Here is a 25,826-nt window from a genome sequence, read left to right on the forward strand (position 1 = left end):
TTTTTTTATGAGCATAGGAATTTGGCAAATAGCAATTGTTGTTATACTTGTGGTTTTACTTTTTGGAAGAGGTAAGATCTCAAGTCTGATGGGAGATGTTGCTAAAGGAATTAAGAGCTTTAAAAAGGGCATGGCATCAGATGTTACTGATGACAATGAGCCTAAAAATATTTCCGAAGATAATCAAGATAATAACAAAAAAGATTAAATCACATGCCTACTATTGGTTGGTTTGAGATTTTAATTATTGTTGCAATAGCTATCATTGTTCTTGGACCAAAAGACTTTCCAATAATGTTAAAAAAAGTCGGATCATGGATTGGCACGATTAAGAACTATATCAATAATGTCCAGAATGAAGTTTCTAATATTGATATTGAAAATGATAAAGTAGAAAAAAAAGAAGAAAAAAAACATGAGTCAGAATGACAATGAAAGTGGTTTTGTAAGCCATTTAGCTGAATTGAGAAAAAGACTTATACATAGTTTTATTTTTCTCATAGTTTTTTTTATTGGATGTTATTTTTTTGCAGAACACTTGTATGGTTTTTTAGTAGATCCTTTCGCTCAAGCTGTTAAAGACGATGGAACTGATAGACGATTAATATTTACTGCTCTTCAGGAAACTTTTTTGACATATCTAAAAATTTCTTTCTTTACAGCATTCTTTGTTACATGCCCATTTATATTGATGCAAATTTGGAAATTTATAGCGCCTGGTTTATATAAACATGAAAAGCATGCAATTTTACCTTACCTTATACTGACTCCTGTACTTTTTTTTTTAGGAGGGATGTTGGTTTATTACTTGATTATGCCCTTAGCGATAAAGTTTTTTTTGTCATTTGAAAGCACGGGTTTATCTACAAGTTTACCAATTCAATTAGAGGCTAAAGTAAATGAATATTTATCATTAGTCATGAAACTTATTTTTGCTTTTGGTATTAGTTTTCAATTACCTGTTGTCTTAAGTTTATTGGCTAGAATAGGTATTGTTGATTCTGAATTTTTAAAGAAAAGAAGAAAATATGTTGTAGTTATAATTTTTGCTGCAGCAGCATTATTAACACCACCTGACCCTATCACACAAATTGGTTTAGCAATTCCTTTATTAATTTTATATGAATTATCAATTTTTTCTGTAAAGTTTATAGAGGATAAGAAATTTAAAGATTCTAATGCATAACTTAAAGGAAATAAGAAAAAATTTTGATGATTTTAAAGATGCTCTTAAAGGTAGATTTCTCAAAATAGATTTTAATGAACTTAAAGATTTAGATATTCAAAATAGAAATTTTATTCAAAAAAAAGAAACTTTAGAAAATGAAAAAAAAGAAATTTCAAAATCTAAAGATGAAAAATTATTTAAAAAATCAAAAAAAATTTCAAATGAAATTGAGGAAATTTCAAAACAACAAAAAATTATTAAAGATCAATTAGATAAGATTTTATCATTTATACCAAATATTCCTCACAAGGATGTTCCTAACGGTAAAGATGAAAATGATAATGTAGAAATAATGAAGTCAGGACAAATACCAAAATTTGATTTTAATCCTTTATCACATTATGAATTGGGTGAAAAACTTGGCATGCTTGATTTTGATTTAGCAACAAAAACTACGGGTTCACGTTTTGTATTTGTTAAAAATAAACTGGCATTACTAGAGAGAGCTATTTCAAATTTTATGTTAGATACGCACATAATAAAAAATGGTTATGAAGAAATTTCACCACCTTTATTCGCTTCCGAAAGTACAATGTTTGGTACTGGTCAACTTCCTAAATTTGAAAATGATCAATTTGAAATTAAACTTGAAGATAATGGTGAAAGGAAATTTTTAATACCCACTGCAGAGGTAATTTTAACTAATATTGTTAAAGATAAGATTATTAATCAAAAAGATCTACCAATGAGATTTGTTGCATCCACGCCTTGCTTTAGAAAAGAGGCGGGTAGTTATGGCAAAGATACAAAAGGAATGATCAGACAACATCAGTTTTATAAAGTTGAAATGGTCAGTATTGTTGAGCAAGAAAAATGCTTAGAAGAACTAGAGAGAATGACGAAATGTGCAACTACAATTTTAGATCTATTGGAATTGCCATATAGAAAAATGATTCTTTGTAGTGGTGATATGGGCTTTAGTGCTGAGAAAACCTATGACATTGAGGTTTGGCTACCTTCTGAAAAAAAATATAGAGAAATTTCTTCTTGCTCATCTTGTGCAACTTTTCAAGCTGTGAGAATGAAAGCAAGATATAAGAATCAAAAAAAAGAAACTCTTTATGTTGGTACTTTGAATGGTAGTGGTTTAGCAGTGGGTAGAACCTTAATAGCAATTTTAGAAAATTATCAGCAAAAGGATGGTTCGATAATAATTCCAAAAGTTTTAAGACCGTATATGGACAATTTGGAAAAAATTTCTGTCAAATAAAGTTGTTTTAATCTTTTAGATAGTATAAATAATCAATTTTAATTAAGGAGTTTTATGGATAGTGCAGGAATTGGACAATTTATACCGTTAATTTTAATTTTTGTTATTTTTTATTTTTTCTTAATAAGACCTCAGCAAAAAAAAGTTAAAGAACATAAAGCTATGGTAGAGAATTTAAAAAAAGGTGACAAAATTGTAACCTCTGGTGGTATTACTGGAATAATTTCAAGAGTTATCGATAATGATAAAATTGAAGTAGAAATTGCTGAAAATGTGACAGTTGAAGTAATTAGAGGTACTGGTGTTCAAAGTTTAATGAATTCTCAAGAAGTAAAAAAATAATTTTTTTGAATATAAAGTGTTATATTTTTCAAAACTAAGAATTATTTTTATTACCTTAATTTCTATTTTTTTTATCATCATCGCTTTATCAAATTTTTTTAAATTTGATAATAATTTATTAAATAAAAAGATTAATTTAGGACTAGATTTACAAGGCGGATCATATCTGTTGCTAGAAATTAATAACGATCCAGTAATTGAACAAAAACTTCAAAATTTAACTGTTACAATAAGAAATTATTTTAAAGATAAAAATATTAGAACCACAAATTTCAAACTTTTAGATCAAACTCTTTTTTTCACTTCAGATGAAAATTCTAAACAAGCTATTTTGGATGAATTTAAATCAGAGGAAAGTAGAATAAATCCTTATTACCAAAGATTTAAATCACATCAATTAGACATAATAGAAGAAAATAATTCTTTTAAAGTTTCTTACTCTAAGCAAGGTATTATTAATTTAAAAACTTCCTCTCAAGATCAAGCACTAGAAATAGTTAGAAGAAGAATTGATGAAATTGGAACAAACGAACCCAATATTCTTAAAAGAGGCAATGATAGAATTTTAGTTGAATTACCAGGTTTAGATGATCCAATGAGAATAAAATCTTTATTAGGTAAGACTGCCAATTTAACATTTAGATTTGTTACGAACGATACCGAAGATTCGTTTGGAGCAGAAAAATTAGTATTTGAAGATGGTTCCGAAGAAGCAATAGTTAGTAAAAGAATTATATTAAGTGGTGACAATCTTTTGGATGCTCAGCCAAGAATGAATAGTGAAACTAACGAAACTGTCGTAAATTTTTCTTTGGATAGAGTAGGTGCAAAAAGATTCGGTAAAGCTACATCAACTGGTATTGGCAAAAGATTAGCTATCGTTTTAGATGGAAAAATAATCAGTGCTCCAGTGATAAGAGATACAATTGCAACTGGATCTGGTCAAATTAGTGGTGGATTTACATTTCAATCAGCCACTGACCTTGCGTTACTTTTAAGATCAGGTGCATTACCTGCACCTTTAAATATAATTGAAGAAAGAACTGTTGGCCCTGATTTAGGACAAGACTCTATAAATGCAGGTATGCTTGCACTCTTGATTGGTTTCATATTGGTTATCCTTTTTATTTTAGTCAAATATAAAATTTTTGGCATTATCACTAATATTGCTTTAGTGTTAAATCTTTTTATATTGATTGGTGTACTTACTTTATTTGAAGCAACCCTAACTTTACCTGGTATAGCAGGAATTATTCTTACCGTTGGTATGGCTGTCGATGCAAATGTTCTTATTTTTGAAAGAATTAAAGAAGAACTAAAGAATGAAAAAAATAATTTGATAGCATTTGACAGTGGTTATACAAAATCAAGAACTGCTATATTAGATGCTAATATAACTACTTTATTAGCAGCAATAATTTTATTTTTCATGGGATCAGGTCCTATTAAAGGATTTTCATTAACTTTAGGAATCGGGATATTTACAACACTATTTACAGTTTATTTTATAGCAAGATTATTAACTGTTTTATATGTATCAAAAAATAAAGAAAAACAGGGACTGATTTAATGATAGCTTTTAATAGATATTACAATAAATTTAATATTCTTTCAGTATCCTTAGTAATAATTTCCTTATTATTACTTACATTTAAAGGTTTAAATTTTGGAATAGATTTCAAAGGTGGAACTCTTATTGAATTAAGATCTTCAGATTCCAAAATTAATGTTTCTTCGCTTAGAGATAATTTAAGTCAAATGAATTTAGGCGATGTATCTGTTAAAAATTTTGGTAATGAGACTGATTATTTGATTAAGTTTGAAAATAATGAAAATAAAAAAGTAATTGAAGAAATTAAAAAGAATTTGGATAAATCATTTGGAAATAACTTCAATTTTAGACGTGTGGAAAATGTTGGTCCTAAAGTTAGTGCTGAATTATTAAGATCAGGTGTTATTGCAATATCGGTTGCTTTGTTTTTAATGCTTGTTTACATTTGGATAAGATTTGAATGGCAGTTTAGCTTAGGTGCTATAGTTGCTTTATTTCATGACGTAATTGTTACACTTGGTGTTTTCTCATTGTTGGGTCTTGAGATCAATCTTTCAATAATTGCTGCCGTATTAACAATAGTAGGTTATTCAATGAATGATACAGTTGTTATTTTTGATAGAGTTAGAGAGAATTTAAGAAAATATTCAGATATTAAAATTTTTGAATTAACAAATATTTCTATAAATGAAACTTTATCTAGAACTTTGATAACTTCTATTACAACACTATTAGCTTTACTTTCAATATTCTTTTTTGGTGGCGAAGTTTTGAAGGGTTTTTCTTTAGCAATGATATTTGGTGTAATTTTTGGTACTTATTCATCAATTTATATTGCAAATACAGTGTTAGTAAGACTAAATGTATCTCAAAAAACAGTTCTTAGAGAAGATAAAAATTAATATAAATTTTGGGCAGCTACCATTGAAAGTAGCATCGGTAAAGATAACAAAGTATTAGTTCTTGAAAACAGCATAGCAGTCTTAGCTGATTTTGCTTTTACCTCAGGTTCACATTCAACTATACCTAAAGCTCTTTTCTGATTTGGCCAAATTACGAACCATACATTAAAAGCCATAACAACACCTAACCACATACCAATTCCGATGGCAGTATGTTTCGGTACTCCTGAGCCTATGCTTAAAGTCATAGCGTCGTGAAGATATCCATTTAACCATGCTAATATAAATCCTGATAGAATAGTAAGTGCTGCTGCCCATCTAAAATAAAAAAGAGCAGCTGGAGCAATAACTTTACCTATAGCTGGTTTTTGCTCATCAGGAATTTTACTCATGTTAGGGATCTGTACGAAATTGAAATACCATAAAAGTCCTATCCACATTATTGCTACTACAACGTGAAAAAATCTTGTTAACCAAGACCAGAAAAGTCTATCGAAACTAAATCCATCATTTTGATAAAACAACCCAATAAATACTACAAGAGCTAATGCTAATGAGGCATGTATTGTTCTTGGTAGGGAGGCTAACAATTTATCCATATTTAAATATACTAATTTTGATTATATTTAACAACGATTATTTTAATTTAAAAGAGGTTTCAAAAATTTTCCAGTGTAACTCTCAGTTATTTTACAAATTTCCTCAGGCTTTCCTTCTGCGATAATTTTTCCACCTTTGACACCACCTTCAGGACCCATATCAACAATATAATCTGCTGTTTTTATTACATCTAAATTATGTTCAATCACAACAACAGTATTTCCAAGGGCTACAAATGTATGAAGAATTTCGAGTAATTTTTTTATATCGTGTTGATGTAAGCCAGTAGTTGGTTCATCTAATATATACATGGTTCTTCCTGTAGATCTTTTGGATAATTCTTTAGCTAATTTAATTCTTTGGGCTTCACCACCTGATAATGTTGTAGCTTGTTGACCAATCTTGATATATCCTAAACCAACTTTCTTAAGTGTAAGTAATTTTGTTTTAATATTAGATATATTCTCAAAGTATTCACATCCTTCATCAACAGTCATATTCAAGACATCAGCAATACTTTTATCTTTAAATTTTATTTCTAGAGTTTCCCTATTGTATCTAGTTCCTTTACACTCATCACATTGAATATATACATCTGGTAGAAAGTGCATTTCATAAGTAATAACACCATCACCTTCACAGGCCTCACATCTACCACCTTTAACATTAAATGAAAATCTTCCTGGCTTATAGCCTCTAGACTTTGACTCGGGTAAACCAGTGAACCAGTCTCTGATAGGACCAAAAGCACCTGTGTAAGTTGCAGGATTAGATCTTGGAGTTCTCCCAATAGGTGATTGATCAATATCGATGATCTTATCAACTAACTCCGTTCCTTTAAAACCTTTAAAAGGTTTTGGAATTTTTCTAGATTTATTATTATTCAACGTAAGATTTAAGGCATTATATAAAGTTTGTAACACAAGAGTAGATTTGCCACTCCCAGATACTCCAGTGACACAAGTTAAACTTCCTAAAGGAATTTTTAGATTTACATTGTCTAAATTATTACCTGTTGCGCCTGTTATTTCCAAAAATCTTCCATTTTTGGCTAATCTTCTTTTCGGTGGTACATTTATTTTAAACTTGTTCGATAAATACTTTCCAGTAATACTATTTTGGTTTTGACTTATTTCTTTTATTGAACCTTGAGCAACAACCTCACCACCTTTGTTACCGGCCTCTGGTCCTAAATCAATTATATGATCTGCATTCTCCATTGTTTCAGTATCGTGCTCAACTACAATAACTGTATTGCCTAAATCTCTTAACCTTTTTAAAGCATTTATAAGTTTGACATTATCTTTTTGATGAAGACCTATTGATGGTTCGTCTAAGACATATAGAACACCTGTTAAACCAGAACCAATTTGTGACGCTAATCTTATCCTTTGTGCCTCACCACCTGATAAAGTTCCTGACTCTCTAGATAGTGTTAAATAATCAAGACCAACATTCAGTAAAAAATTTAATCTTTCATTAATTTCTTTTAAAATATGTTCAGCAATTTTTACTTGTCTTTTGTCCAAATTATTCTTTAAGTTTTCGAACCATAAAGCAGCATCTGAAATCGATTTTTCTGTAACCTCACTGATATGAAGACCATCTATTTTTACACATAAAGCTTCATCTTTTAGCCTATGTCCGTTACATCTTTCACATTTAGTATCGGATTGATATTGAGCAATTTCTTCTCTTTTCCAATCACTATCTGTCTCTAAATATCTTCTTTCTAAGTTGTTTATAACACCTTCAAAAGTTTTCTTATGCGAATATTTTTCATACCCATCATCATATGTAAATTTTATCTCTTCATCATCAGATCCATAAAGAATAATATCTTTTATCTTTTTAGATAATTTTGACCATTTTTCCTCTAGGGAAAATCCATAATGTTTAGCTAAAGAACTTAAAGTTTGAGCATAATATAATGTTGTTGTTTTTGCCCATGGCTCGATAGCTCCATCAATTATACTTTTTTTCTCATTTGGTATAACTAAATTTGGATCAACATTTAATTTTACCCCAATACCCTCACATTCTTCACAAGCACCAAATGGACTATTAAAAGAAAATAATCTTGGTTCAATTTCCTCTATTGTAAATCCACTTTCAGGACATGCAAATTTTGTTGAAAAAATTAATTTTTCTAATTTTCTGAATTTTTTTGGTAAAGTTTCATCCTCATATTCAACAAATAAAAGACCATTAGCTAATTGGATTGAAGTTTCTATACCCTCTGCAAGTCGATTTCCTAAAGTTGAGTTTAAAACTATTCTATCGACCAGTATCGATACATCATGTTTGATTTTTTTATTAAGTTCTGGAACTTTTTCAATATCATATAAAACATCATCAATTTTAATTTTTCTAAAACCTCTTTTTTTATAATTTAAAATCTCTTTTCTATATTCACCTTTTCTTCCCCTAACTACAGGAGCATAAAGATAAATAGTTGATTTTTTTGGTAATCTTTTAATCTTATCTACTATTTGACTAACAGTTTGTGACTCGATCGGTTTGCCAGTAAATGGTGAATATGGAATACCAGCTCTAGCATATAATACTCTCATATAATCATAAATTTCAGTAACGGTTGCAACTGTAGACCTAGGATTTTTTGATGTATTTTTTTGCTCTATCGAAATCGCAGGACTTAAACCTTCTATAAGGTCGACATTTGGCTTTTTCATCTTATCTAAAAATTGTCTTGCATAGGCTGATAAGCTTTCAACATATCTTCTTTGACCTTCAGCATAAATTGTATCGAATGCTAACGAAGATTTTCCTGATCCAGATAGTCCAGTAATTACAATAAATTTATCCTTTGGAATTTCTAAAGATATATTTTTTAAATTATGTTCTTTTGCACCCTTTATAACTATCTTTTTAATCATAATTTTTGTTGCTTTGGTCTAATAAAATTAATATTCAGAGTAAAATTGTGATATAAATTAATTAACTATTAAAATAAATATTAAAATATTATGGCTGGAAGTTTAAATAAAGTACTTTTAATTGGTCGTTTGGGCGCAGATCCCGAAATCAAGCAAATGGTGAATGGAAAGAGCGTTGCAAGATTAAGCCTTGCTACAAGTCAATCATGGAAAGATAAAAATACAGGTGAAAAAAAAGAGAAAACTGAATGGCACCGCGTAGTTGTATTTAATGAAGGTTTGGTAAATGTTGTTCAGCAATATCTAAAAAAAGGTGCTCAAGTTTATGTTGAGGGTCAAATTACTACAAGAAAATGGAAAGATGAACAATCTGGACAAGACAAATATTCAACTGAAATAGTTATACAAGGTTACAATTCTTCTTTAACTATGCTTGGTGGAGGAAATTCAAGTGGCGGTATAGCTAATGACAATTCACAAATATCAAATAATACTGAAGATTTATCTCAAGTACAAAATGATATGGACGACGATATTCCATTTTAATTATTATGGAAAAAAACGAAGTTTCTAAAGATAAGAATATAAAATTAATCTCAATGCATGATGAGATGAGCTCATCTTATCTATCATATGCAATGAGCGTCATTGTCAGCAGAGCGCTTCCAGATGTTAGAGATGGTCTAAAACCTGTTCATAGAAGAATATTATATGCGATGTATAAAGGTGGTTATGATTGGTCTAAACAATTTAGAAAATCTGCAAGAATAGTTGGGGATGTAATTGGTAAATATCACCCACATGGTGATCAATCTGTTTATGACGCACTTGTTCGTATGGTTCAAGATTTTTCAATGAGTTTACCCCTTGTAGATGGTCAAGGAAATTTTGGATCTATAGACGGTGATCCAGCAGCGGCCATGAGATACACAGAAACTAGACTATCAAAAGTTTCACAATTTTTGATAGATGATATTGAAAAAAAGACAATTGATTTTAAAAGCAATTATGATGAAACAGAAAAAGAACCAACTGTGTTACCTGCTCAGTTTCCAAATCTTTTAGTAAATGGAGCAGGGGGTATTGCTGTTGGTATGGCCACAAGTATTCCACCTCACAACTTAGGAGAAATAATCAATGGCACATTAGCTTTAATTGACAACAAAGATATAAAGATTAAAGATCTTATGAAACACATTCCTGGACCTGACTTTCCTACAGGCGGTATAATTATTGGTAAGGATATCATTAAACAGGGATACAATAAAGGTAGAGGTTCTTTTAAAATTAGAGGGGAGATATCAATCGAAACACTTAAGAATGGTAGAGATAGATTAGTTATAAATTCAATTCCATACCAAGTTAATAAATCGGTATTAAATGAAAGGATAGCACAATTAGTTAGAGAAAAAAAGATAGAGGGTATTAGAGATATACGAGATGAGTCCAATAGAGAGGGAATCAGAGTTTCAATAGATTTAAGAACTGGTGTTGAACCAGAGACTGTAAAAAGACAACTATACAAGAACACTCAAATAGAAAGCTCATTTGGATTTAATACACTTGCGATTGTTGATGGTAAACCAAAGACTTGTAATCTAAAAGAATTTTTAGAGAATTTTTTAGAATTTAGGGAAGATGTCGTACTTAAGAAAACAAAATTTGATCTCAACAAAGCAGAAGACAGAGCACATATCTTAATTGGTCTTTCCGTATCAGTTGAGAATTTAGATAAAGTTATAAAGATTATAAGAGGTTCAAAAACTCCAGATGATGCAAAAAAAGCTTTATTAAATACTAAGTGGAAAATCAATAAATCAAAAAAAATGATTTCATTAATAGAAAGTAAAAACTCTAAGGGTCTTTATAATTTATCAACTGTTCAGGTTGAAGCTATATTGGAATTAAGATTACAAAAATTAACAGCACTTGGTATAAATGAAATAGAAGTTGAAATAAAAAGATTATCTGAGTTAATTTCTTCATTAAAAAAAATCATATCTTCAAAAAAAGAATTATTAAAAGTAATAAGTAACGAGCTTAATGAAATAAAGGATAAATATGCGACACCAAGAAGAACAAAAATCATCGATGCAATACTTAATTATGATATCGAGGAAACAATACAAAAAGAAACTGTTCTTATAACCGTTACCTTACAAGGATATATAAAAAGAGGATCACTTAAAAGTGTAAAAATTCAAAAAAGGGGAGGAAAAGGTAAAACTGGTATCACAACTAGAAATGAAGACTCTGTAGTTCAAACGCTATCAGTTAATACTCATACCTCTGTGTTATTTTTTTCTACAGAAGGTCTTGTTTATAAAATAAAAGCATGGAAAATTCCCGAAGGTTCAGCATCATCTAAAGGTAAATCTTTATTCAATATTTTGCCGCTTAAAAACCATCAATCAATAAGCTCAATTATGCCATTTCCTGAAAGTGAGGAAGATTCAAGCAAATATCAGATAATTTTTGCAACTTCAAAAGGCAAGGTTAGAAAAAATAGTTTAGAAGATTTCTCTTCAATTAATACAGCTGGAAAAATAGCAATGAAACTAGATACTAATGATAAAATAATTGGAGTTAAAATATGTAAAGATGATCAAGATATAATCCTGAGTACAAAATTTGGAAAATGTATCAGATTTGAGTCTAAAAAATTAAGAATATTTAAGGGCAGATCGTCAAAAGGTATAAAGGGAATAGAATTAGCACCTAATGATGAAATAGTTTCTTTATCAATAATTGACAATAATAAGATTAAGAAAAATGGAAAAAATACAAAAGATGATAAGTCTGAATTAGCAGCAAAACAAAAGTTTATTTTATCTATTAGTGAAAATGGTTTTGGTAAGAAAACCTCGCATTATGACTACAGAACAACAAATAGAGGTGGTAAAGGAATTATTGGAATAATTAATTCACCCAGAAATGGAAATATTGCATCATCGTTTCCTGTGTATGAGGGAGATGAAATAATGATTTCAACAAACAAAGGTCGAGTTATAAGATTAGCAGTTAAAGAAATTAGAACAGCTGGAAGAAACACTCAAGGAGTAAGAATAATCAAGTTATCTGGTGATGAAAAAGTTGTTTCAGCAATTAAAATTGATGATAATTTAATATAATGCACAAGACAGCTATCTATCCTGGTACATTTGATCCAATTACTTTTGGTCATATTGATGTAATAAAAAAAGCATTAAAATTATTTGATAAGATTGTAGTAGCTATATCGGATGGTGAAAATAAAGATTATCTTTTTGATGCTGAGGAGAGATTAGAGATTGTAAGAAATGCTCTTTTTAAAGATCTTAAGATGAACAAAAAAAAAATAATTTTAATTTCATTTAAATCATTAACAACCACTCTTTGTAAAAAATACAAATCAAGTGTTATATTGAGAGGTTTAAGAGCAGTATCCGATTTTGAATACGAGTTTCAACTTGCTGGTATGAATAGAAAGTTGAATAATAATATTGAAACTTTATTTTTGATGTCAGATGTTGAAAATCAAATTATCTCTTCAAAATTTGTAAAAGAAATTGTCAAACTTAATGGAGATATTAAAAAATTTACAACAAAGAGCACTATTAAAGCTTTGAAAGAAAAATATGATTAAACTTTTAATCAAGATATTAATTATTTTTTTATTTACAATTAATCAATCGTTAACAGAGGAGAATATGATGATTTTAAAATTAAAAGATGGTGATGTAAAAATAGAATTATTTTCAGATACAGCACCCAATCACGTAAAACGAATAAAAGAATTAGCTGATGCTGGCAAATATGACAATGTAGTATTTCATAGAGTTATTGATGGCTTCATGGCGCAAACAGGAGATGTCAAATTTGGCAATTCAAATTCAGATGATTTTGATTTGAGAAGAGCTGGGATGGGTGGATCAGATTTACCTGATCTTAAACAAGAATTCAGTAATCTTCCTCATGACAGAGGCACCTTATCTATGGCTCGATCATCAGATCCTAATAGTGCTAATAGTCAATTTTTTATATGTTTTAAACCAGCCCCATTTTTAGATAATCAATATACTGTTTTTGGAAAGGTTATCGAGGGAATGGAATTTGTTGATAAGATCAAAAGAGGCGATGAAAATAATAATGGTGCAGTAACAGACCCTGACAAAATTATTAGTTTCAAATCTTTATAAAATTCTGACTTCAATTGAAAAAATTTGAATTTAAAGTTTTAAAAAAAAGTAAATTTGCAAGACTTGGTTTAATTCAAACTCATAGAGGCAACATTGAAACACCAGCTTTTATGCCTGTGGGGACCCAAGCTACAGTAAAAGCTTGTACAATTGATGATATAAAAAAAACAGGATCACAAATTATTTTATCTAATACTTATCATCTAATGATACGCCCAGGTGTAGAGAGAATAGAACATGCTGGTGGTCTTCACGAATTTATGAATTGTGATCTTCCAATACTTACAGACTCAGGTGGTTTTCAAGTGATGTCATTATCAAAATTAAATAAAATAGATAAAGAAAAAGGTGCAATTTTTAACTCACACATTGACGGTAAAAAGTTTTATCTTAGTCCTGAAGAAAGTATAAGAATTCAATTAGGATTAAATTCAGATATTGTAATGGTAATGGATGAATGTCCAAAAAAAACTAATGATTATCAAATTATAGATAAATCTATGAATTTGTCTTTGTATTGGGCTGAAAGATCCAAAAAGGCTTTTGGAAACAATCCTCACAAAGCTTTATTTGGTATAGTGCAAGGTGGGTTATTTAAAGATTTGAGACTAAAATCTTTAAATGGACTATTAAAAATTGGATTTGATGGTTATGCATTAGGTGGTTTAGCAGTTGGTGAAACCCAAGGTGAAATGTTTACAGTTTTGGAAGATATTAAAGAACATTTGCCAGATAATAAACCTCACTATTTGATGGGCGTTGGTACTCCAAATGATATCTTAGGTGCTGTTAAAAGGGGTATTGATATGTTCGATTGCGTTCTTCCAACAAGATCAGGTAGAACTGGCCTTGCTTTTACTTGGCAGGGAAGAGTAAATATTAAAAATAATAAATACCAAAATGATAATACTCCACTGGATCCTGAATGTAAAAATCTAAATTTGAATAAATATTCAAAAAATTATCTTAACCATTTATTTAATACTAATGAGATTCTCGGATCAATGTTATTAACGTTACACAATATAAATTTCTATCAAGAATTAATGAAAGCCATTAGAGAAAATATCCAAAATGACACATTTGATGCTTTTCATGATAAATACATTGATAAGTTGTAAATAGTGAAGTTTTTTTTTTAAATTCCTGTTTGAAATATTTAGATTATTCTATATATACATTTCATCTTGAAGTGAATATGGGCCGTTAGCTCAGTTGGTAGAGCAATTCCCTTTTAAGGAATGGGTCGATGGTTCGAGTCCATCACGGCTCACCATATTTTAGGCAATTGGTGGGTATTTAATAATTATTTCATTCAACCAAGTTTGTATATTTCTTATTCTACTATCAGATGAAGGATGAGTGCTCATAAATTGAGGAGGTTCCTTACCTTTGTTCTCTTCTTTCATCCTCTCCCATATTTTTTCGGTTTCTCTAATATCATAACCAGATAAAGAGGAAAAAATCATACCTAAATAATCAGCTTCACTCTCCTGTTTTCTATTGAAAGGATTCATTATACCGATCGAAGAAATAAGACCAACAGTGTCCATACCAGTTGATCTATTAATTTGACTGAGTGCTCCACCACTAAAAATATCAATAAGTGTAGTGCCTGTTTGTACCAGAACTCCACGACTTGCTCTTTCAACAGAATGTTTTGCAACAGCATGAGCAATTTCATGACCCATAACAGCCGCTAATCCATTAGTATTTTTTGTAATTTTAAGCATACCACTATAAACAGCAATTTTACCTCCTGGCATACACCAAGCATTTTTGATCTTGTCATTATCAATTAAAATATATTCCCACTTAAAATTTGCCGTTGGATCTGGTAGATTTGATTTATCAAAATAAATTGATATTGCATCTTCCATTTTTCTTCCAATTTCTTTTATATCATTAATGGATTTTGTATCTTTAATTAATTTTTCTTTTTCTTTTACTTTTTCATAAATTTGGGCAGCCTGAGCATTTAATTTTGCTTCTGGAATCAGCTTTAATTGTTTTCTATCTGTAATTGGAGCGGTAGTACAAGAGTTAATTACAATACCACAACAACCGCAACCCACATAGGTTAAAAATTTTCTTCTATTCATTTTGTAAGACATTGGTATTATATATTATAATGAATCTAAATAATAAAATATTATTAATATTATTCATAATAGCAATAGCTTTTGTGATATTTTCGAGTTTTAAATAATGGCAAAACAGAAAAAAAAAAAATCAATTAGTTTAATTCTTAGAAATTATTTTATTACGGGTGTAGTAGTTTTAATACCCATTGGTTTTACTTTATATTTGAGTAAAATATTAATTGGAATTTCATCTAAAATAATTCCAGAAAATATAAATCCAAATAGTTATCTACCTTTTGAAATTCCTGGATTAGAAATTATAATTTCATTGATTTTTATTACTATTGTTGGGGGCTTGTCTCTATCATTTTTGGGCAAACGAATTCTTAAACTTATCGATGACTTATTTAAAAGAATTCCAGTTCTAAGAACTATTTATTCTGCAATAGTCCAAATGACAGAAACATTTTCTAACAAAGACCAGAATGATAAAAAGAGTGTTGTTTTAGTTGAGTATCCGAGAAAAGGTGTTTGGGCAGTTGGTTTCGCAACAAAAGAAAATAAGGGTGAAATGGCAGAAAAAACAAATAAGAAATTGATTAATGTTTTTGTCCCAACAACACCAAACCCTACGAGTGGTTTCTTATTAATGTTCCCGATCGATGAGGTTATATATCTTAATATGACTTTTGAAGAAGCTTCTAAATTTATTGTTTCTGCCGGAACATCTACGGGAAAGAGTTAAGCAATATCATTAATTATATCAGCTCTATCATATAATTTAATTAATGGTTTAAATTTACTAATATCTTCATTGTAATTTTCAATCCTTTTCATTTCTTTTTCAGCCAAAATAAAAAGATTATGATTATGAATTGGATCTGCTAACCTAAAGTTCTTTATTCCACTTTGTTTGAAACCTAAAATGTCACCAAAACCTCTCAATTTCATATCTTCTTCAGATATTTTGAAGCCATCATTAGAGTCTTTAAGTATATTAATTCTTTTTTTTGCATTATCACTTAAATTTGACTTAAACATTAAAATACATGATGACTCTTTACTACCTCTTCCAACTCTACCTCTAAGTTGATGTAGTTGAGATAAACCAAATTTATTTGCATTTTCAATAATTATTACATTTGCGTTAGGGAAATCAATACCAACTTCAATTATAGTAGTCGAAACCAAAATCTTAAATTCATTTTTTAAGAATTTGTTTAAGATCACTTCCTTTTCATCAGTTGTAGTTTTACCGTGAAGTAAAAAAACTTGTTTAGGAAATAATTTATTTAAATATTCAGATTTTTTAATTGCAGAAGAATGATCAATCTTTTTAGACTCTTCAATTAAAGGACAAACCCAAAATATTTGATTTCCTAGTTTGATTTCTTTTTTTACAAATTTTATTACATCATCAATTTTATCTTCGAGTTTGCTATAAGTCTTTACAGGTTTACGAATATTCGGTTTTTCACGAATAATTGAAAGATCCATATCACCATAAATTGTCATTGTTAAAGTACGTGGGATTGGTGTAGCAGTCATCAAAAGAACATCACAATCTTTCCCAGCTTTATCAGATAATTTTTTTCTTTGATTTACTCCAAATTTATGTTGTTCATCTATTATTATTAATCCAAGTTTTTTAAATTCAACTTTTTTTTGGAAAAGTGCATGTGTTCCAAAAATTATATCAATTTGTTTATTAGATATTTTGTTGAGGATTATTTTTTTATCTTTGTAAGAAGATTTACCAGATAGTAAATCAATCTTAATATTTTGAGAAAATAGCTTTTTAGCTAAAAGAAAATGTTGTCTAGCTAATATTTCAGTTGGTGCCATTACTGCTACCTGAAAACCAGAGTTAACTGTATTAAATGCAGATAGCAAAGATACAATTGTTTTTCCACTGCCTACATCACCCTGAAGTAGCCTAAACATCTTATTTTCAGAGCATAAATCTTTATTTATTTCGCTTAATGTTTTATTTTGGTCATTTGTTAATGAAAAATTAAGTTTAGATATAATTTCATTTTGTTTTTTTATATCAAAAATTTTTTTTGTTTTTTTTATTCTTTTAATTTTTTTTCGTATTTCAGAGTTTACTAAAAATGTGGAGAAAATTTCATCATAAGCAAGTCTTTGATAAAAATTTTCTTTAAATTTACCGATATTTTCTGGTTCATGTAATTTTTTGATAGAGTCATTCCAACTTATATTGTTGAATTTTTTCAATATATCTTTTGAATGCCATTCTTCAATTTGAGGTAAATTATTTATTATTTGTAAAATTATCTTATTATAAACTTTTTCACTAATTCCCTCAGTTAATGAATAGCTATTATGTTTTTGTTTAATTATCGAAGAGTCCTCTGAAATATATTTTGGATTTGTTAATTGATACTTATTTCTAAAATATTTGATTTTACCACTTATAGTTACTTCTTTGCCAATTGGTAATATTTTTTTGATGTAGCCTTCGTAACTGTTAAAAAAAACACAATCTATTTCACCAGTGTCATCTTTACACAAAACTCTATTTGGTAAGTTCCTAACTCTTGGGAATGAATATTTAAGAGGTATTATGGTTATGGTCTGTATTTCATCTATCTTTAAATCTTTTATTTTAGATGATAAACTTCTATCAGTGTAGGATTTTGGCAATTTCCATAATAAATCAAAAATAGTATTTATCTTTTTTCTCTTTAATAAATTCGAAGTTTTAGTTCCTACACCTTTTAGTAAATTGAGATCAGACAATAAGTATTCATAATTTCTTTTCATATCTACAAACTGATATTATATTCTTATTATGACTGATGATATAGAACAAATTAAAAAAAAGATTATTTACAGATCGAATTATCGTGGCACAAAAGAAATGGATAAACTTTTAGGTGCATTTACAAGAAAATATTTAAATCAATTAAATATGGAAGACCTAAATCAATTGATAAAACTTTTAGAAATTGATGATAATAATCTTTATAATTTCTATAATGATTTGGACACAGATATACAATTTGAAGACAATAAGATTAATAAATTATTTAAAAATTTTAAGTATTAAAAGCTTTAATGGCGGAGAGACTGGGATTCGAACCCAGGAAAGAGTTGCCCCTTTGCCGGTTTTCAAGACCGGTGCTTTCAACCGCTCAGCCATCTCTCCGTGAGAAATCTTTTATAATTATAATTATTTAATTCAACCATAAAATAGTCTATTAAACATTTATTATCTATTTCATCATTTTATGAACCAGCAATTTAATAAAGGATTAATACTTACTTCTTTAGGATCCTTTTGGTGGGGTTTTATTGGAGTTATATATTTTGAATATGTTGCTTTTATAGGACATGTTGAATTGGTTGTGCACAGATGTTTATGGACAGCTGTTATGTTGATTCTGACAACAATTTTTCTGAAAAAATGGAAACTTTTTTTGAAAAGTATTTCAAATAAAAGAAATCTTTTTTATCTTTTTATATCAGGTTCTTTGATATTTATTAATTGGGCTATTTGGATTTATGCCGTAGCTACAGAAAGAATTATAGATGCCAGTTTTGGATATTTTATTATGCCAATTATAAGTGTTTTGTTGGGATATATATTTTTTAAAGAAAAATTAAATAAAAAAAGAATTTTTTCTATTCTGTTAGTAATCATATCCATTTTGATTATGATTTTTTTAAATATAAAAACACTTCCATGGGTTGGTATAATCGTTGCTTTAAGTTGGGCATTTTATAATCTTGTGAGAAAAAAAATCAATATTGAGACTGATATAGGACTTTTAATAGAGAGTTTATATATTTTCCCTTTTGCTCTTATTGCCTTTTACTTTATCTTTGACAAAGGATTAAATGACTTTAGTTTAGCTAACCCTGGTCTTAGCATGTTTCTATTATTAGCAGGACCTATGACTGTGATTCCTTTATTCTTATATGTTAGAGGTGTTGAACTAATTGGGCTTGGGGCTACTGGAATGATTTTTTATATTACACCTACGTTACAGTTTATTTTAGGCTATTTTTATTACAATGAGGATTTTTCACTTATTAAATTAGTGAGTTTTATTATTATCTGGATTGCTGTAATTATATATCTAAAAGATCTATATGAAACTAATTAGTCAAATATTTTTTTTATTCTTAATTTTTATATTCAATTCTTTTTCTAGTGAAAATATTAATTTTAATGAATGGAAAAAAAATTTTAAAAAAGTGGCATTAGCAAATAATATTTCAGAAAAGACTTTTGATGAAGCAATGCTAAATGCAAAATTTCTTCCTAAGGTAATTGAATACGATCGATTTCAACCTGAGTTTTATGAAGATACAAAAACATATATTGGCAAACGTACTTCAACAAAAAAATTAAAAAAGGGCATCGACTTTTATGAAAATAATTCAAATCTTATAAATTTGGTAGAAAAAAAATTTGAAGTGGAAAAGGAATTACTTTTATCTTTAATGGGTATTGAGACTAACTTTGGAACTTACGTTGGAAAAATGGATATAATATCATCATTAGCGACATTAAGTTACGATAAAAGAAGATCAGAATTTTTCTCAAATGAGCTTTTAACCCTATTAAGATTAATTGATGACGATCAAATAGATTATAAGACACTATATGGTTCATGGGCTGGTGCGTTTGGTTTTTTTCAGTTTATGCCATCAACAATAAAGAATTATGCTTTCGACTATAATAAAGATAATTATATCGATTTGAAAAATTCTGAGGACGCGTATGCATCTGCTGCTAACTATTTAAATAAAATAGGATGGAAAAAAAATTCCTTTTGTTTTAAAAAAATTGAATTAGATGAGAATATTCCTATTAAATTTTTAAATGTATCAGCCAAAAAGATTCATAGTAAAAAGAAAATTAAATCATTTAAAAAATATATTAAGAATTATTCTGAATTAAATATAGATAATGAAAACCAAAAAATAGCAATAATAACTCCAGACAAAGACATTATACCTAATGCTCAAACTTTAAGTCCTGCTTATATAGTTTTTGAAAATTACGAGATAATTTTGAAATGGAATAGATCTTTAAGATTTGCACTTGCTGTTTGCACTTTAAAAGATAAATTTAAAAATGAAATTTAATATTTATATTATTTTAAGTACTTTTTTTTTATTATTAAGTTGTGATCAGACTACGATTAATCAAGGTAAAAAGTTAGATACTACCTTTGAAAAAAAATATAAAAATAGTGGTTTTTCCTTAATTTATAATGATCAATTAAAAATCAAAAAAATTGATCAAAGATCTTTAACAATTTTTCATAAGAATTTAAAAAAAAAATCATCTGTAAAAATTACCAATCCTTTAAATGGCAAATCCCTAATTGCAGAAGTAAAATCGAATAGGGTAAAATTTTCACCATTTTACAACTCAATTATTACACAAAGAATTGCCGAGGAATTAGAACTTGATTTAGATGAGCCTTATATAGATATCATTTTGATTTCAAAAAATTCAACTTACATTGCCAAAAAAACTAAAACTTTTGAAGAAGAAAAAAATGTAGCAGAGAAGGCGCCTATAGATGGTATTAAAATAAGTGACCTTAATTCATCCAGTAAAACAAAAAAAAAATTAAAGAAAAATAATAAATTTTCTTATTATATAAAGGTAGCTGATTTTTATTATAAAAAATCTGCTAAAAATATGAGTAATAGAATTAAAAATGAAGTTAAATTGAAAAATATTCAAATCATTGAACTTACTAAAACAAATTATAGGTTATTATTGGGACCTTTTAATGATATACAATCACTTAAAGACTCATTTGAAAAAATGAATTCTTTGTATTTTGAAAATCTAGAAATAATAAAAGATGTTTAAAAAAATTTTTACCATTATATCATTATATTTATCGTTAATTTTTTCTGTAAGTGCAAATATTGATATCAAAGCTAGAACAGCAATTTTACAAGATTTCTTATCTGGAGAAATTTTATATGAGAAAGACCCTGATAGATCAATTTACCCAGCATCAATGACTAAAATAATGACAGCAATTATTGCTTTTGATTTAATAAAATCGGGTGACCTATCATTAGATGATAAATTTATAATATCTGAGAAAGCATGGCGATTATCAACTGCCGGGTATTCATCAATGTTTATAATGGTTGGTGATGAAGTTTCTGTAGAGGATTTACTATTAGGTATAATTATTGCGTCTGGTAATGACGCATGTATTGCCCTTGCAGAAGGTATAGCAGGAACTGAGGAAGAATTTGCAATCTTAATGACAGCAAAAGCAAAAGAATTAGGTATGGAAAATACAAACTTCGCTAACTCATCTGGTATTAATGATCCAGACAATTATTCAACAGTTAGAGATATTTTGATTATGTCTACTTATTTAATTAAAGAACACCCAAAATATTATGAATGGTTTGCTGAAAAAGAATTTACATGGAATAGAACTGGTGGTGATCCAATCACACAAGGTAACAGAAATCCTCTTCTTTATAAAAATATTGGAGCTGATGGTATTAAAACAGGTTATTTAGCTGTTGAAAAATATTCTTTAGCATCATCAATCAATAGAAAGGGGAGAAGGTTAATAGCTGTTGGTAGTGGGTTTGAAACCAAAGGTTCAAGATCAAGAGAAAGTTCAAGATTATTAACTTATGGATTAACAAATTTTGATCTTGTTGAGATAAATAAAGCTAATGAACCCATTGATAAAATAGATGTTTGGCTTGGTAAACAAAATCAGGTTGATGTTCATGTTGATACAGATATTTATAAAACAATTAAAAAAGCAAAAAAAAGATTATTAAAGATATCCTTAAAATATGATGGTCCTGTAGAAGCGCCAATCAAAAAAAATCAAAAAATTGGAACTTATAGAGTAGTATATGACCAAGAGTTAATAGGTGAATATGATCTGTTAGCATCAAACGATGTTCAAAAAGTAAATATTTTTACTAGATTAATTAAATCATTGAATTATTTAATCTGGGGTGATGTCTAAAAAGCCCGTCATTGTTTTCGAGGGTATCGAAGGAAGTGGGAAGACTCATCATTTAAATAAGATTTCAAAATATTTGAAAAAAAGAAAACTTTCTTTTATCAAAATAAGAGAACCGGGGGGGAGTTTAAATTCAGAGAAAATAAGAAAATTGATACTTAATAAAAAATCTAATTTTAATAAAAATACAGATTTATTGCTTTATTTAGCCTCTAGAAGTGAAAACATTGATCTACTAAGAAAATATTATAAAAAAAGAATTATATTAATTGATAGGTTTATTGACTCAACTATTTCATATCAACATTATGGTATGGGTGTAAATTTAAATTTGATAAAGAATATAAATAACCACATTTTGTCAAATTTTAAAGTGTCTTTTACTTTTTTAAACCTAGTAAATCATAAGAATATGATAAAGAGACTTAATTTAAGAAAGTCTACAAATAGGTATGATAATTTTAAAAAAAATTTTTACAATAAAGTACAAAAAGGTTTTATAAAACTATCGAATAAAAACAAAAAAAAATATCAGATAATTAACTCAAATTTAGATATTAAATTAAATGAAAAATTAGTTTTGAAAAAGATTGAAAAATTAATAAGATGATTTTAACTCCAATAAATCAAACAAGTTTATTTTCACTTGATAATTACTTATTAGATTTTATAAAGCTTTATAAGAAAAAAAAATTACCTACAAAAATTTTACTTAGTGGCGACAAAGGTTTAGGTAAATCAACTTTAGCATTTCATCTAGTAAACTATATATTGTCAATAAATGAGGAACATCCATACATTGTTGAAGAGTCTAGGATTAACCCTGAAAATAGATTTTATAAACTTACAATAAATGGTTCAAATCCTAACTTGTCTTTAGTTGAAACCTTAAGTGATAAAAAAAATATAGATATTAATCAAATCAGAGAATTAATTATGAATTTGAATAAATCATCCTTTAATGAAAAAGAAAGATTTGTAATGATTGATAATATTGAGACATTAAATATTTCCTCAATTAATGCACTTTTGAAAATTCTAGAGGAACCACCAACAAATACTTATTTTATATTGATAAATAACGACAGATTTATTTTACCTACTTTAAAATCAAGATGTATCAACTTTAAGGTATTTTTAGATCATAAAACTTCCATCTCAGTTATTAATAAAATTTTAGACGATGATATCTTAAAATATATCAATAAAGATTTGATAAACTACTATGCAACACCAGGACAATTATATTATTTGATTCAATTCTTTAAAACACAAAAACACGATCTCAATGATCATGATGTAAAAAGTTTTCTTAAACTTGTTATCAAGGACAATTTATATAAAAAAAATTCATTGATTAAAGATATGATATTTGAATATTTTGAGTTTTATTTTCGAGAAAAAGTAAAATTAGCAAAATCAAATACATTTGAATATTATGATTATTTTTTAAAAAGAATAAACGATACTAAAAAATTTAATTTAGATGAAGAATCTTTATTTATGGAATTTGAATATAAAATTTTAAATGGATAAAAATTTTTATATAACTACCCCAATATATTACCCATCTGGAAAACCTCATATGGGGCATGCTTATTCCAGTATTATTGCTGACTTTTTTGCAAGATTCAAACTGATTGATGATTACAATGTTCATTTTTTAACTGGTACAGATGAACATGGTTTAAAGATACAAAGATCAGCTGAAAAAGCTGGGCAGAAGCCTAAGGAATTTTGTGATCAAATAAGTCAAACATTTAAAGATCTTTCAAAAACTTTAAATTTGTCTAATACCGATTTTATAAGAACTACTGAGGATAGACATAAAAAAACAGTTCAACATCTCTGGTCACTTCTTGAAAAAAATGACGACATTTATTTATCAAATTATTCTGGATGGTATTCGGTTTCAGATGAGGCTTTTTACAATGATGATGAAATAGAAGAAATTGAAGGAAAAAAAATCGCTAAATCATCAAAATCTACTGTTGAATGGATAGAAGAAGAGTCATATTTTTTTCGACTTTCTAAATGGCAAAAACCTTTACTAGAATTTTATAAAAATAATCCAGATTTTATTTTGCCTGAATCTAGAAAAAATGAGGTAATCAGTTTTGTAAAAAGTGGTCTTAAAGATCTTTCTGTGAGTCGGAAAACCTTTACATGGGGAATTCCAGTTCCAAATAACGATAAACATATTATTTATGTGTGGCTTGATGCATTAACAAATTATTTAAGTGCATTAAATTATCCAGATACAAATAATGAACTTTTTAAAAAATTTTGGCCAGCAACTATCCATTTAATTGGTAAAGATATTTTAAGATTTCACGCAGTTTATTGGCCTGCTTTTCTTTTAGCTGCTAAAATTGAATTACCAAAAAAAGTTTATGGACATGGTTGGATATTATCTGGTGAAGAAAAAATGTCGAAATCTAAGGGAAACATTTTAGATCCATTAAAAATAATTAAGGAATATGGTTTAGACCCTTTGAGATATTATTTGGTTAAGGAAGTTTCATTTGGAAACGATGGTAACATTTCTCAAGATAGACTTGAAGATTGTATAAATAGTGATTTAGCAAATAATTATGGTAATTTATGTCAAAGAGTTATTGCTTTTGCGATTAAGAATTGTGATGGAAAAATTCCTGCCAAAATTCATTTTCAGTCAGATGATTTAAAGATATTAAACAAATTTCAAGAAAATTTGGATACTATAAGGTCTAAAATAGATGAACAAAATATAAATTTTTATATAGATTTTATTGTTAATTCATTATTTGAGGCAAACAAATACTTTAATGATCAAGAGCCATGGAAAAAGAAGGATAATTTAATCAGGTTAAATACAATAGTTTATACAGCATTAGAAATTGTCAGGAAAATTAGCTTTTTACTTTATCCAATTATTCCCGAAACATCATTGAAAGCATTAAAAATTTTTAATTTATCAGAAAAAGATATCAAGCTAAAAACTATTTCTAATAATGAATTTATTATTAAAGGTAATATGATAAATAAGATAGATATATTAATTAAAAAAATAGAAAAAAAAGATGATTGACTCACATTGCCATCTTGATCATGAACCGTTACTTAGTGATCTTTCAAATGTACTTAAAAGATCTAAGGATGTTGGTATTAAAAAGCTATTAACTATATCCACATCTTTTGAAAGTTTTTCTAGAATTAAAGATATAGTTAACAAAGATGATATCATATTTGGAACTGTAGGCATACATCCACATGAAAGTAACACTAATACAATAACTAAAGATGAAATAGTAAAAAGTCTCAAAGAAAATCCTAAAATAATTGGAATAGGGGAAACAGGGCTAGATTATTACTATAATAACAGTGATAAAGAGAAACAAATAATTAGTTTTAAAACACATATTGAAGCAGCAATAGAGTGTGACGTTCCTATCATCATACATTCAAGAGATGCAGAAGATGATACATTTAATATACTCAATGAATACAAAGGTCATAACCTAAGAATTTTGATGCACTGCTTCACTGGATCAAAAAAATTTTCAGAAAAACTTCTTACATTGAATTCTTATTTTTCTGCCAGTGGAATTATTACTTTTAAAAACTCAGTTGATCTTCAAGAAACTTTTAAATCGTTACCAATAGATAAAATCTTAATAGAGACTGATAGTCCTTTTTTGGCACCAGTGCCAAATAGAGGAAAAAAAAATGAGCCCTCCTTTATTGATTTTACAGCTCAAAAACTCTCAGAAATAAAAGAAATTTCTAAACTTGATCTCATAAATAAAACTACAGATAACTTTAATAGATTATTTTTTCAATAATATTT

26 protein-coding genes and 2 tRNA genes are annotated in these 25,826 nt (G+C 28.0%); 23 read left to right on the plus strand and 5 right to left on the minus strand.

Going from position 1 to position 25,826, the window contains the following annotated elements; genetic code table 11:
* The first annotated feature begins 7 nt into the window (after nucleotides 1–7).
* Genes tatA through secF form a run of 7 tightly spaced genes read left to right on the plus strand, consistent with a single transcriptional unit; the run spans nucleotide 8 to nucleotide 5,234 of the window.
* Nucleotides 8–208, plus strand: a complete 201-nt coding sequence (gene tatA, locus B5L73_RS03395) for a twin-arginine translocase TatA/TatE family subunit (protein ID WP_085147837.1) — start codon at nucleotides 8–10, stop codon at nucleotides 206–208.
* A 5-nt stretch (nucleotides 209–213) separates the two neighbouring features.
* Nucleotides 214–429: a Sec-independent protein translocase protein TatB gene (gene tatB / locus B5L73_RS03400; protein WP_085147839.1), complete on the plus strand. Its 216-nt coding sequence runs from the start codon at nucleotides 214–216 to the stop codon at nucleotides 427–429.
* A complete protein-coding gene (gene tatC / locus B5L73_RS03405) occupies nucleotides 416–1,186 on the plus strand; it encodes a twin-arginine translocase subunit TatC (RefSeq protein ID WP_085147842.1) in 771 nt (256 codons plus the stop codon). The genes tatB and tatC overlap by 14 nt, the downstream gene beginning before the upstream one ends.
* Nucleotides 1,179–2,438 carry a serine--tRNA ligase gene (gene serS / locus B5L73_RS03410; RefSeq protein WP_085147844.1) on the plus strand — a complete coding sequence of 420 codons (1,260 nt, stop codon included), beginning with the start codon at nucleotides 1,179–1,181 and terminating at the stop codon, nucleotides 2,436–2,438. The genes tatC and serS overlap by 8 nt, the downstream gene beginning before the upstream one ends.
* 54 nt (nucleotides 2,439–2,492) lie before the next feature.
* The gene (gene yajC / locus B5L73_RS03415) at nucleotides 2,493–2,780 is read left to right on the plus strand and encodes a preprotein translocase subunit YajC (protein WP_085147846.1); all 288 of its coding nucleotides are present in this window, start codon (nucleotides 2,493–2,495) and stop codon (nucleotides 2,778–2,780) included.
* Between the two features lie 16 nt (nucleotides 2,781–2,796).
* Nucleotides 2,797–4,350: a protein translocase subunit SecD gene (gene secD, locus B5L73_RS03420; RefSeq protein WP_085147848.1), complete on the plus strand. Its 1,554-nt coding sequence runs from the start codon at nucleotides 2,797–2,799 to the stop codon at nucleotides 4,348–4,350.
* Nucleotides 4,350–5,234 carry a protein translocase subunit SecF gene (gene secF, locus B5L73_RS03425; RefSeq protein WP_085147850.1) on the plus strand — a complete coding sequence of 295 codons (885 nt, stop codon included), beginning with the start codon at nucleotides 4,350–4,352 and terminating at the stop codon, nucleotides 5,232–5,234. The genes secD and secF overlap by 1 nt, the downstream gene beginning before the upstream one ends.
* On the opposite strand, the gene B5L73_RS03430 is transcribed toward secF, so the two are convergent.
* Both B5L73_RS03430 and uvrA read right to left on the minus strand, forming a co-directional pair.
* Nucleotides 5,231–5,833 carry a urate hydroxylase PuuD gene (locus B5L73_RS03430; RefSeq protein WP_085147852.1) on the minus strand — a complete coding sequence of 201 codons (603 nt, stop codon included), beginning with the start codon at nucleotides 5,831–5,833 and terminating at the stop codon, nucleotides 5,231–5,233. The genes secF and B5L73_RS03430 overlap by 4 nt on opposite strands.
* 42 nt (nucleotides 5,834–5,875) lie before the next feature.
* The gene (gene uvrA, locus B5L73_RS03435) at nucleotides 5,876–8,731 is read right to left on the minus strand and encodes an excinuclease ABC subunit UvrA (protein ID WP_085147854.1); all 2,856 of its coding nucleotides are present in this window, start codon (nucleotides 8,729–8,731) and stop codon (nucleotides 5,876–5,878) included.
* A gap of 90 nt (nucleotides 8,732–8,821) precedes the next feature.
* On the opposite strand from uvrA, the gene ssb reads away from it, so the two are divergent.
* The 6 genes from ssb (at nucleotide 8,822) to B5L73_RS03465 (ending at nucleotide 14,185) form a co-directional block, all read left to right on the plus strand.
* The gene (ssb, locus tag B5L73_RS03440) at nucleotides 8,822–9,277 is read left to right on the plus strand and encodes a single-stranded DNA-binding protein (protein ID WP_085147855.1); all 456 of its coding nucleotides are present in this window, start codon (nucleotides 8,822–8,824) and stop codon (nucleotides 9,275–9,277) included.
* Between the two features lie 5 nt (nucleotides 9,278–9,282).
* A complete protein-coding gene (gene gyrA / locus B5L73_RS03445) occupies nucleotides 9,283–11,862 on the plus strand; it encodes a DNA gyrase subunit A (RefSeq protein WP_085147857.1) in 2,580 nt (859 codons plus the stop codon).
* Nucleotides 11,862–12,356, plus strand: a complete 495-nt coding sequence (gene coaD / locus B5L73_RS03450) for a pantetheine-phosphate adenylyltransferase (protein WP_085147859.1) — start codon at nucleotides 11,862–11,864, stop codon at nucleotides 12,354–12,356. Before gyrA ends, coaD begins: the two co-directional genes overlap by 1 nt.
* Entirely contained in the window at nucleotides 12,349–12,909 is a 561-nt protein-coding gene (locus B5L73_RS03455) for a peptidylprolyl isomerase (RefSeq protein ID WP_085147861.1), read from the plus strand. The genes coaD and B5L73_RS03455 overlap by 8 nt, the downstream gene beginning before the upstream one ends.
* A 14-nt stretch (nucleotides 12,910–12,923) precedes the next feature.
* Nucleotides 12,924–14,030: a tRNA guanosine(34) transglycosylase Tgt gene (gene tgt / locus B5L73_RS03460; protein WP_085147863.1), complete on the plus strand. Its 1,107-nt coding sequence runs from the start codon at nucleotides 12,924–12,926 to the stop codon at nucleotides 14,028–14,030.
* A 79-nt stretch (nucleotides 14,031–14,109) separates the two neighbouring features.
* Nucleotides 14,110–14,185: transfer RNA gene (locus tag B5L73_RS03465), tRNA-Lys, on the plus strand.
* A 4-nt stretch (nucleotides 14,186–14,189) separates the two neighbouring features.
* Here B5L73_RS03465 and B5L73_RS03470 read toward each other — a convergent pair.
* The gene (locus B5L73_RS03470) at nucleotides 14,190–15,011 is read right to left on the minus strand and encodes a M48 family metallopeptidase (RefSeq protein ID WP_085149614.1); all 822 of its coding nucleotides are present in this window, start codon (nucleotides 15,009–15,011) and stop codon (nucleotides 14,190–14,192) included.
* Between the two features lie 106 nt (nucleotides 15,012–15,117).
* On the opposite strand from B5L73_RS03470, the gene B5L73_RS03475 reads away from it, so the two are divergent.
* The gene (locus B5L73_RS03475) at nucleotides 15,118–15,738 is read left to right on the plus strand and encodes a DUF502 domain-containing protein (RefSeq protein ID WP_085147865.1); all 621 of its coding nucleotides are present in this window, start codon (nucleotides 15,118–15,120) and stop codon (nucleotides 15,736–15,738) included.
* Here B5L73_RS03475 and recG read toward each other — a convergent pair.
* Nucleotides 15,735–17,780, minus strand: a complete 2,046-nt coding sequence (gene recG / locus B5L73_RS03480; RefSeq protein WP_085147867.1) for an ATP-dependent DNA helicase RecG — start codon at nucleotides 17,778–17,780, stop codon at nucleotides 15,735–15,737. The two genes, B5L73_RS03475 and recG, sit on opposite strands and share 4 nt — an antisense overlap.
* Nucleotides 17,781–17,808: 28 nt before the next feature.
* On the opposite strand from recG, the gene B5L73_RS03485 reads away from it, so the two are divergent.
* Nucleotides 17,809–18,066, plus strand: a complete 258-nt coding sequence (locus B5L73_RS03485) for a succinate dehydrogenase assembly factor 2 (protein WP_085147869.1) — start codon at nucleotides 17,809–17,811, stop codon at nucleotides 18,064–18,066.
* A 9-nt stretch (nucleotides 18,067–18,075) separates the two neighbouring features.
* Here B5L73_RS03485 and B5L73_RS03490 read toward each other — a convergent pair.
* Nucleotides 18,076–18,165: transfer RNA gene (locus tag B5L73_RS03490), tRNA-Ser, on the minus strand.
* Between the two features lie 82 nt (nucleotides 18,166–18,247).
* Here B5L73_RS03490 and rarD point away from each other — a divergent pair.
* The 8 genes from rarD to B5L73_RS03530 are packed head-to-tail and all read left to right on the plus strand — an operon-like array spanning nucleotide 18,248 to nucleotide 25,821.
* On the plus strand, nucleotides 18,248–19,126 hold the full coding sequence (rarD, locus tag B5L73_RS03495; protein WP_085147870.1) for an EamA family transporter RarD: 879 nt from the start codon (nucleotides 18,248–18,250) through the stop codon (nucleotides 19,124–19,126).
* Complete coding sequence (locus B5L73_RS03500) at nucleotides 19,113–20,114, plus strand: lytic murein transglycosylase (protein ID WP_085147872.1); 1,002 nt, start codon at nucleotides 19,113–19,115, stop codon at nucleotides 20,112–20,114. Before rarD ends, B5L73_RS03500 begins: the two co-directional genes overlap by 14 nt.
* A complete protein-coding gene (locus B5L73_RS03505) occupies nucleotides 20,104–20,856 on the plus strand; it encodes a hypothetical protein (RefSeq protein ID WP_085147874.1) in 753 nt (250 codons plus the stop codon). The genes B5L73_RS03500 and B5L73_RS03505 overlap by 11 nt, the downstream gene beginning before the upstream one ends.
* Nucleotides 20,849–22,000 (plus strand): D-alanyl-D-alanine carboxypeptidase family protein, encoded by a 1,152-nt coding sequence (locus tag B5L73_RS03510; RefSeq protein ID WP_085147876.1) that lies wholly within the window; start codon nucleotides 20,849–20,851, stop codon nucleotides 21,998–22,000. Before B5L73_RS03505 ends, B5L73_RS03510 begins: the two co-directional genes overlap by 8 nt.
* Nucleotides 21,993–22,607 carry a dTMP kinase gene (tmk, locus tag B5L73_RS03515; protein ID WP_085147878.1) on the plus strand — a complete coding sequence of 205 codons (615 nt, stop codon included), beginning with the start codon at nucleotides 21,993–21,995 and terminating at the stop codon, nucleotides 22,605–22,607. Before B5L73_RS03510 ends, tmk begins: the two co-directional genes overlap by 8 nt.
* Nucleotides 22,604–23,533, plus strand: a complete 930-nt coding sequence (locus B5L73_RS03520; RefSeq protein WP_085147880.1) for a DNA polymerase III — start codon at nucleotides 22,604–22,606, stop codon at nucleotides 23,531–23,533. Before tmk ends, B5L73_RS03520 begins: the two co-directional genes overlap by 4 nt.
* Nucleotides 23,526–25,067: a methionine--tRNA ligase gene (metG, locus tag B5L73_RS03525; RefSeq protein ID WP_085147882.1), complete on the plus strand. Its 1,542-nt coding sequence runs from the start codon at nucleotides 23,526–23,528 to the stop codon at nucleotides 25,065–25,067. The genes B5L73_RS03520 and metG overlap by 8 nt, the downstream gene beginning before the upstream one ends.
* A complete protein-coding gene (locus B5L73_RS03530) occupies nucleotides 25,060–25,821 on the plus strand; it encodes a TatD family hydrolase (protein WP_085147884.1) in 762 nt (253 codons plus the stop codon). Before metG ends, B5L73_RS03530 begins: the two co-directional genes overlap by 8 nt.
* The last annotated feature ends 5 nt before the right edge of the window (nucleotides 25,822–25,826 follow it).

The sequence above is a fragment of the Candidatus Pelagibacter sp. RS39 genome (assembly GCF_002101315.1).
GTDB lineage: Bacteria > Pseudomonadota > Alphaproteobacteria > Pelagibacterales > Pelagibacteraceae > Pelagibacter.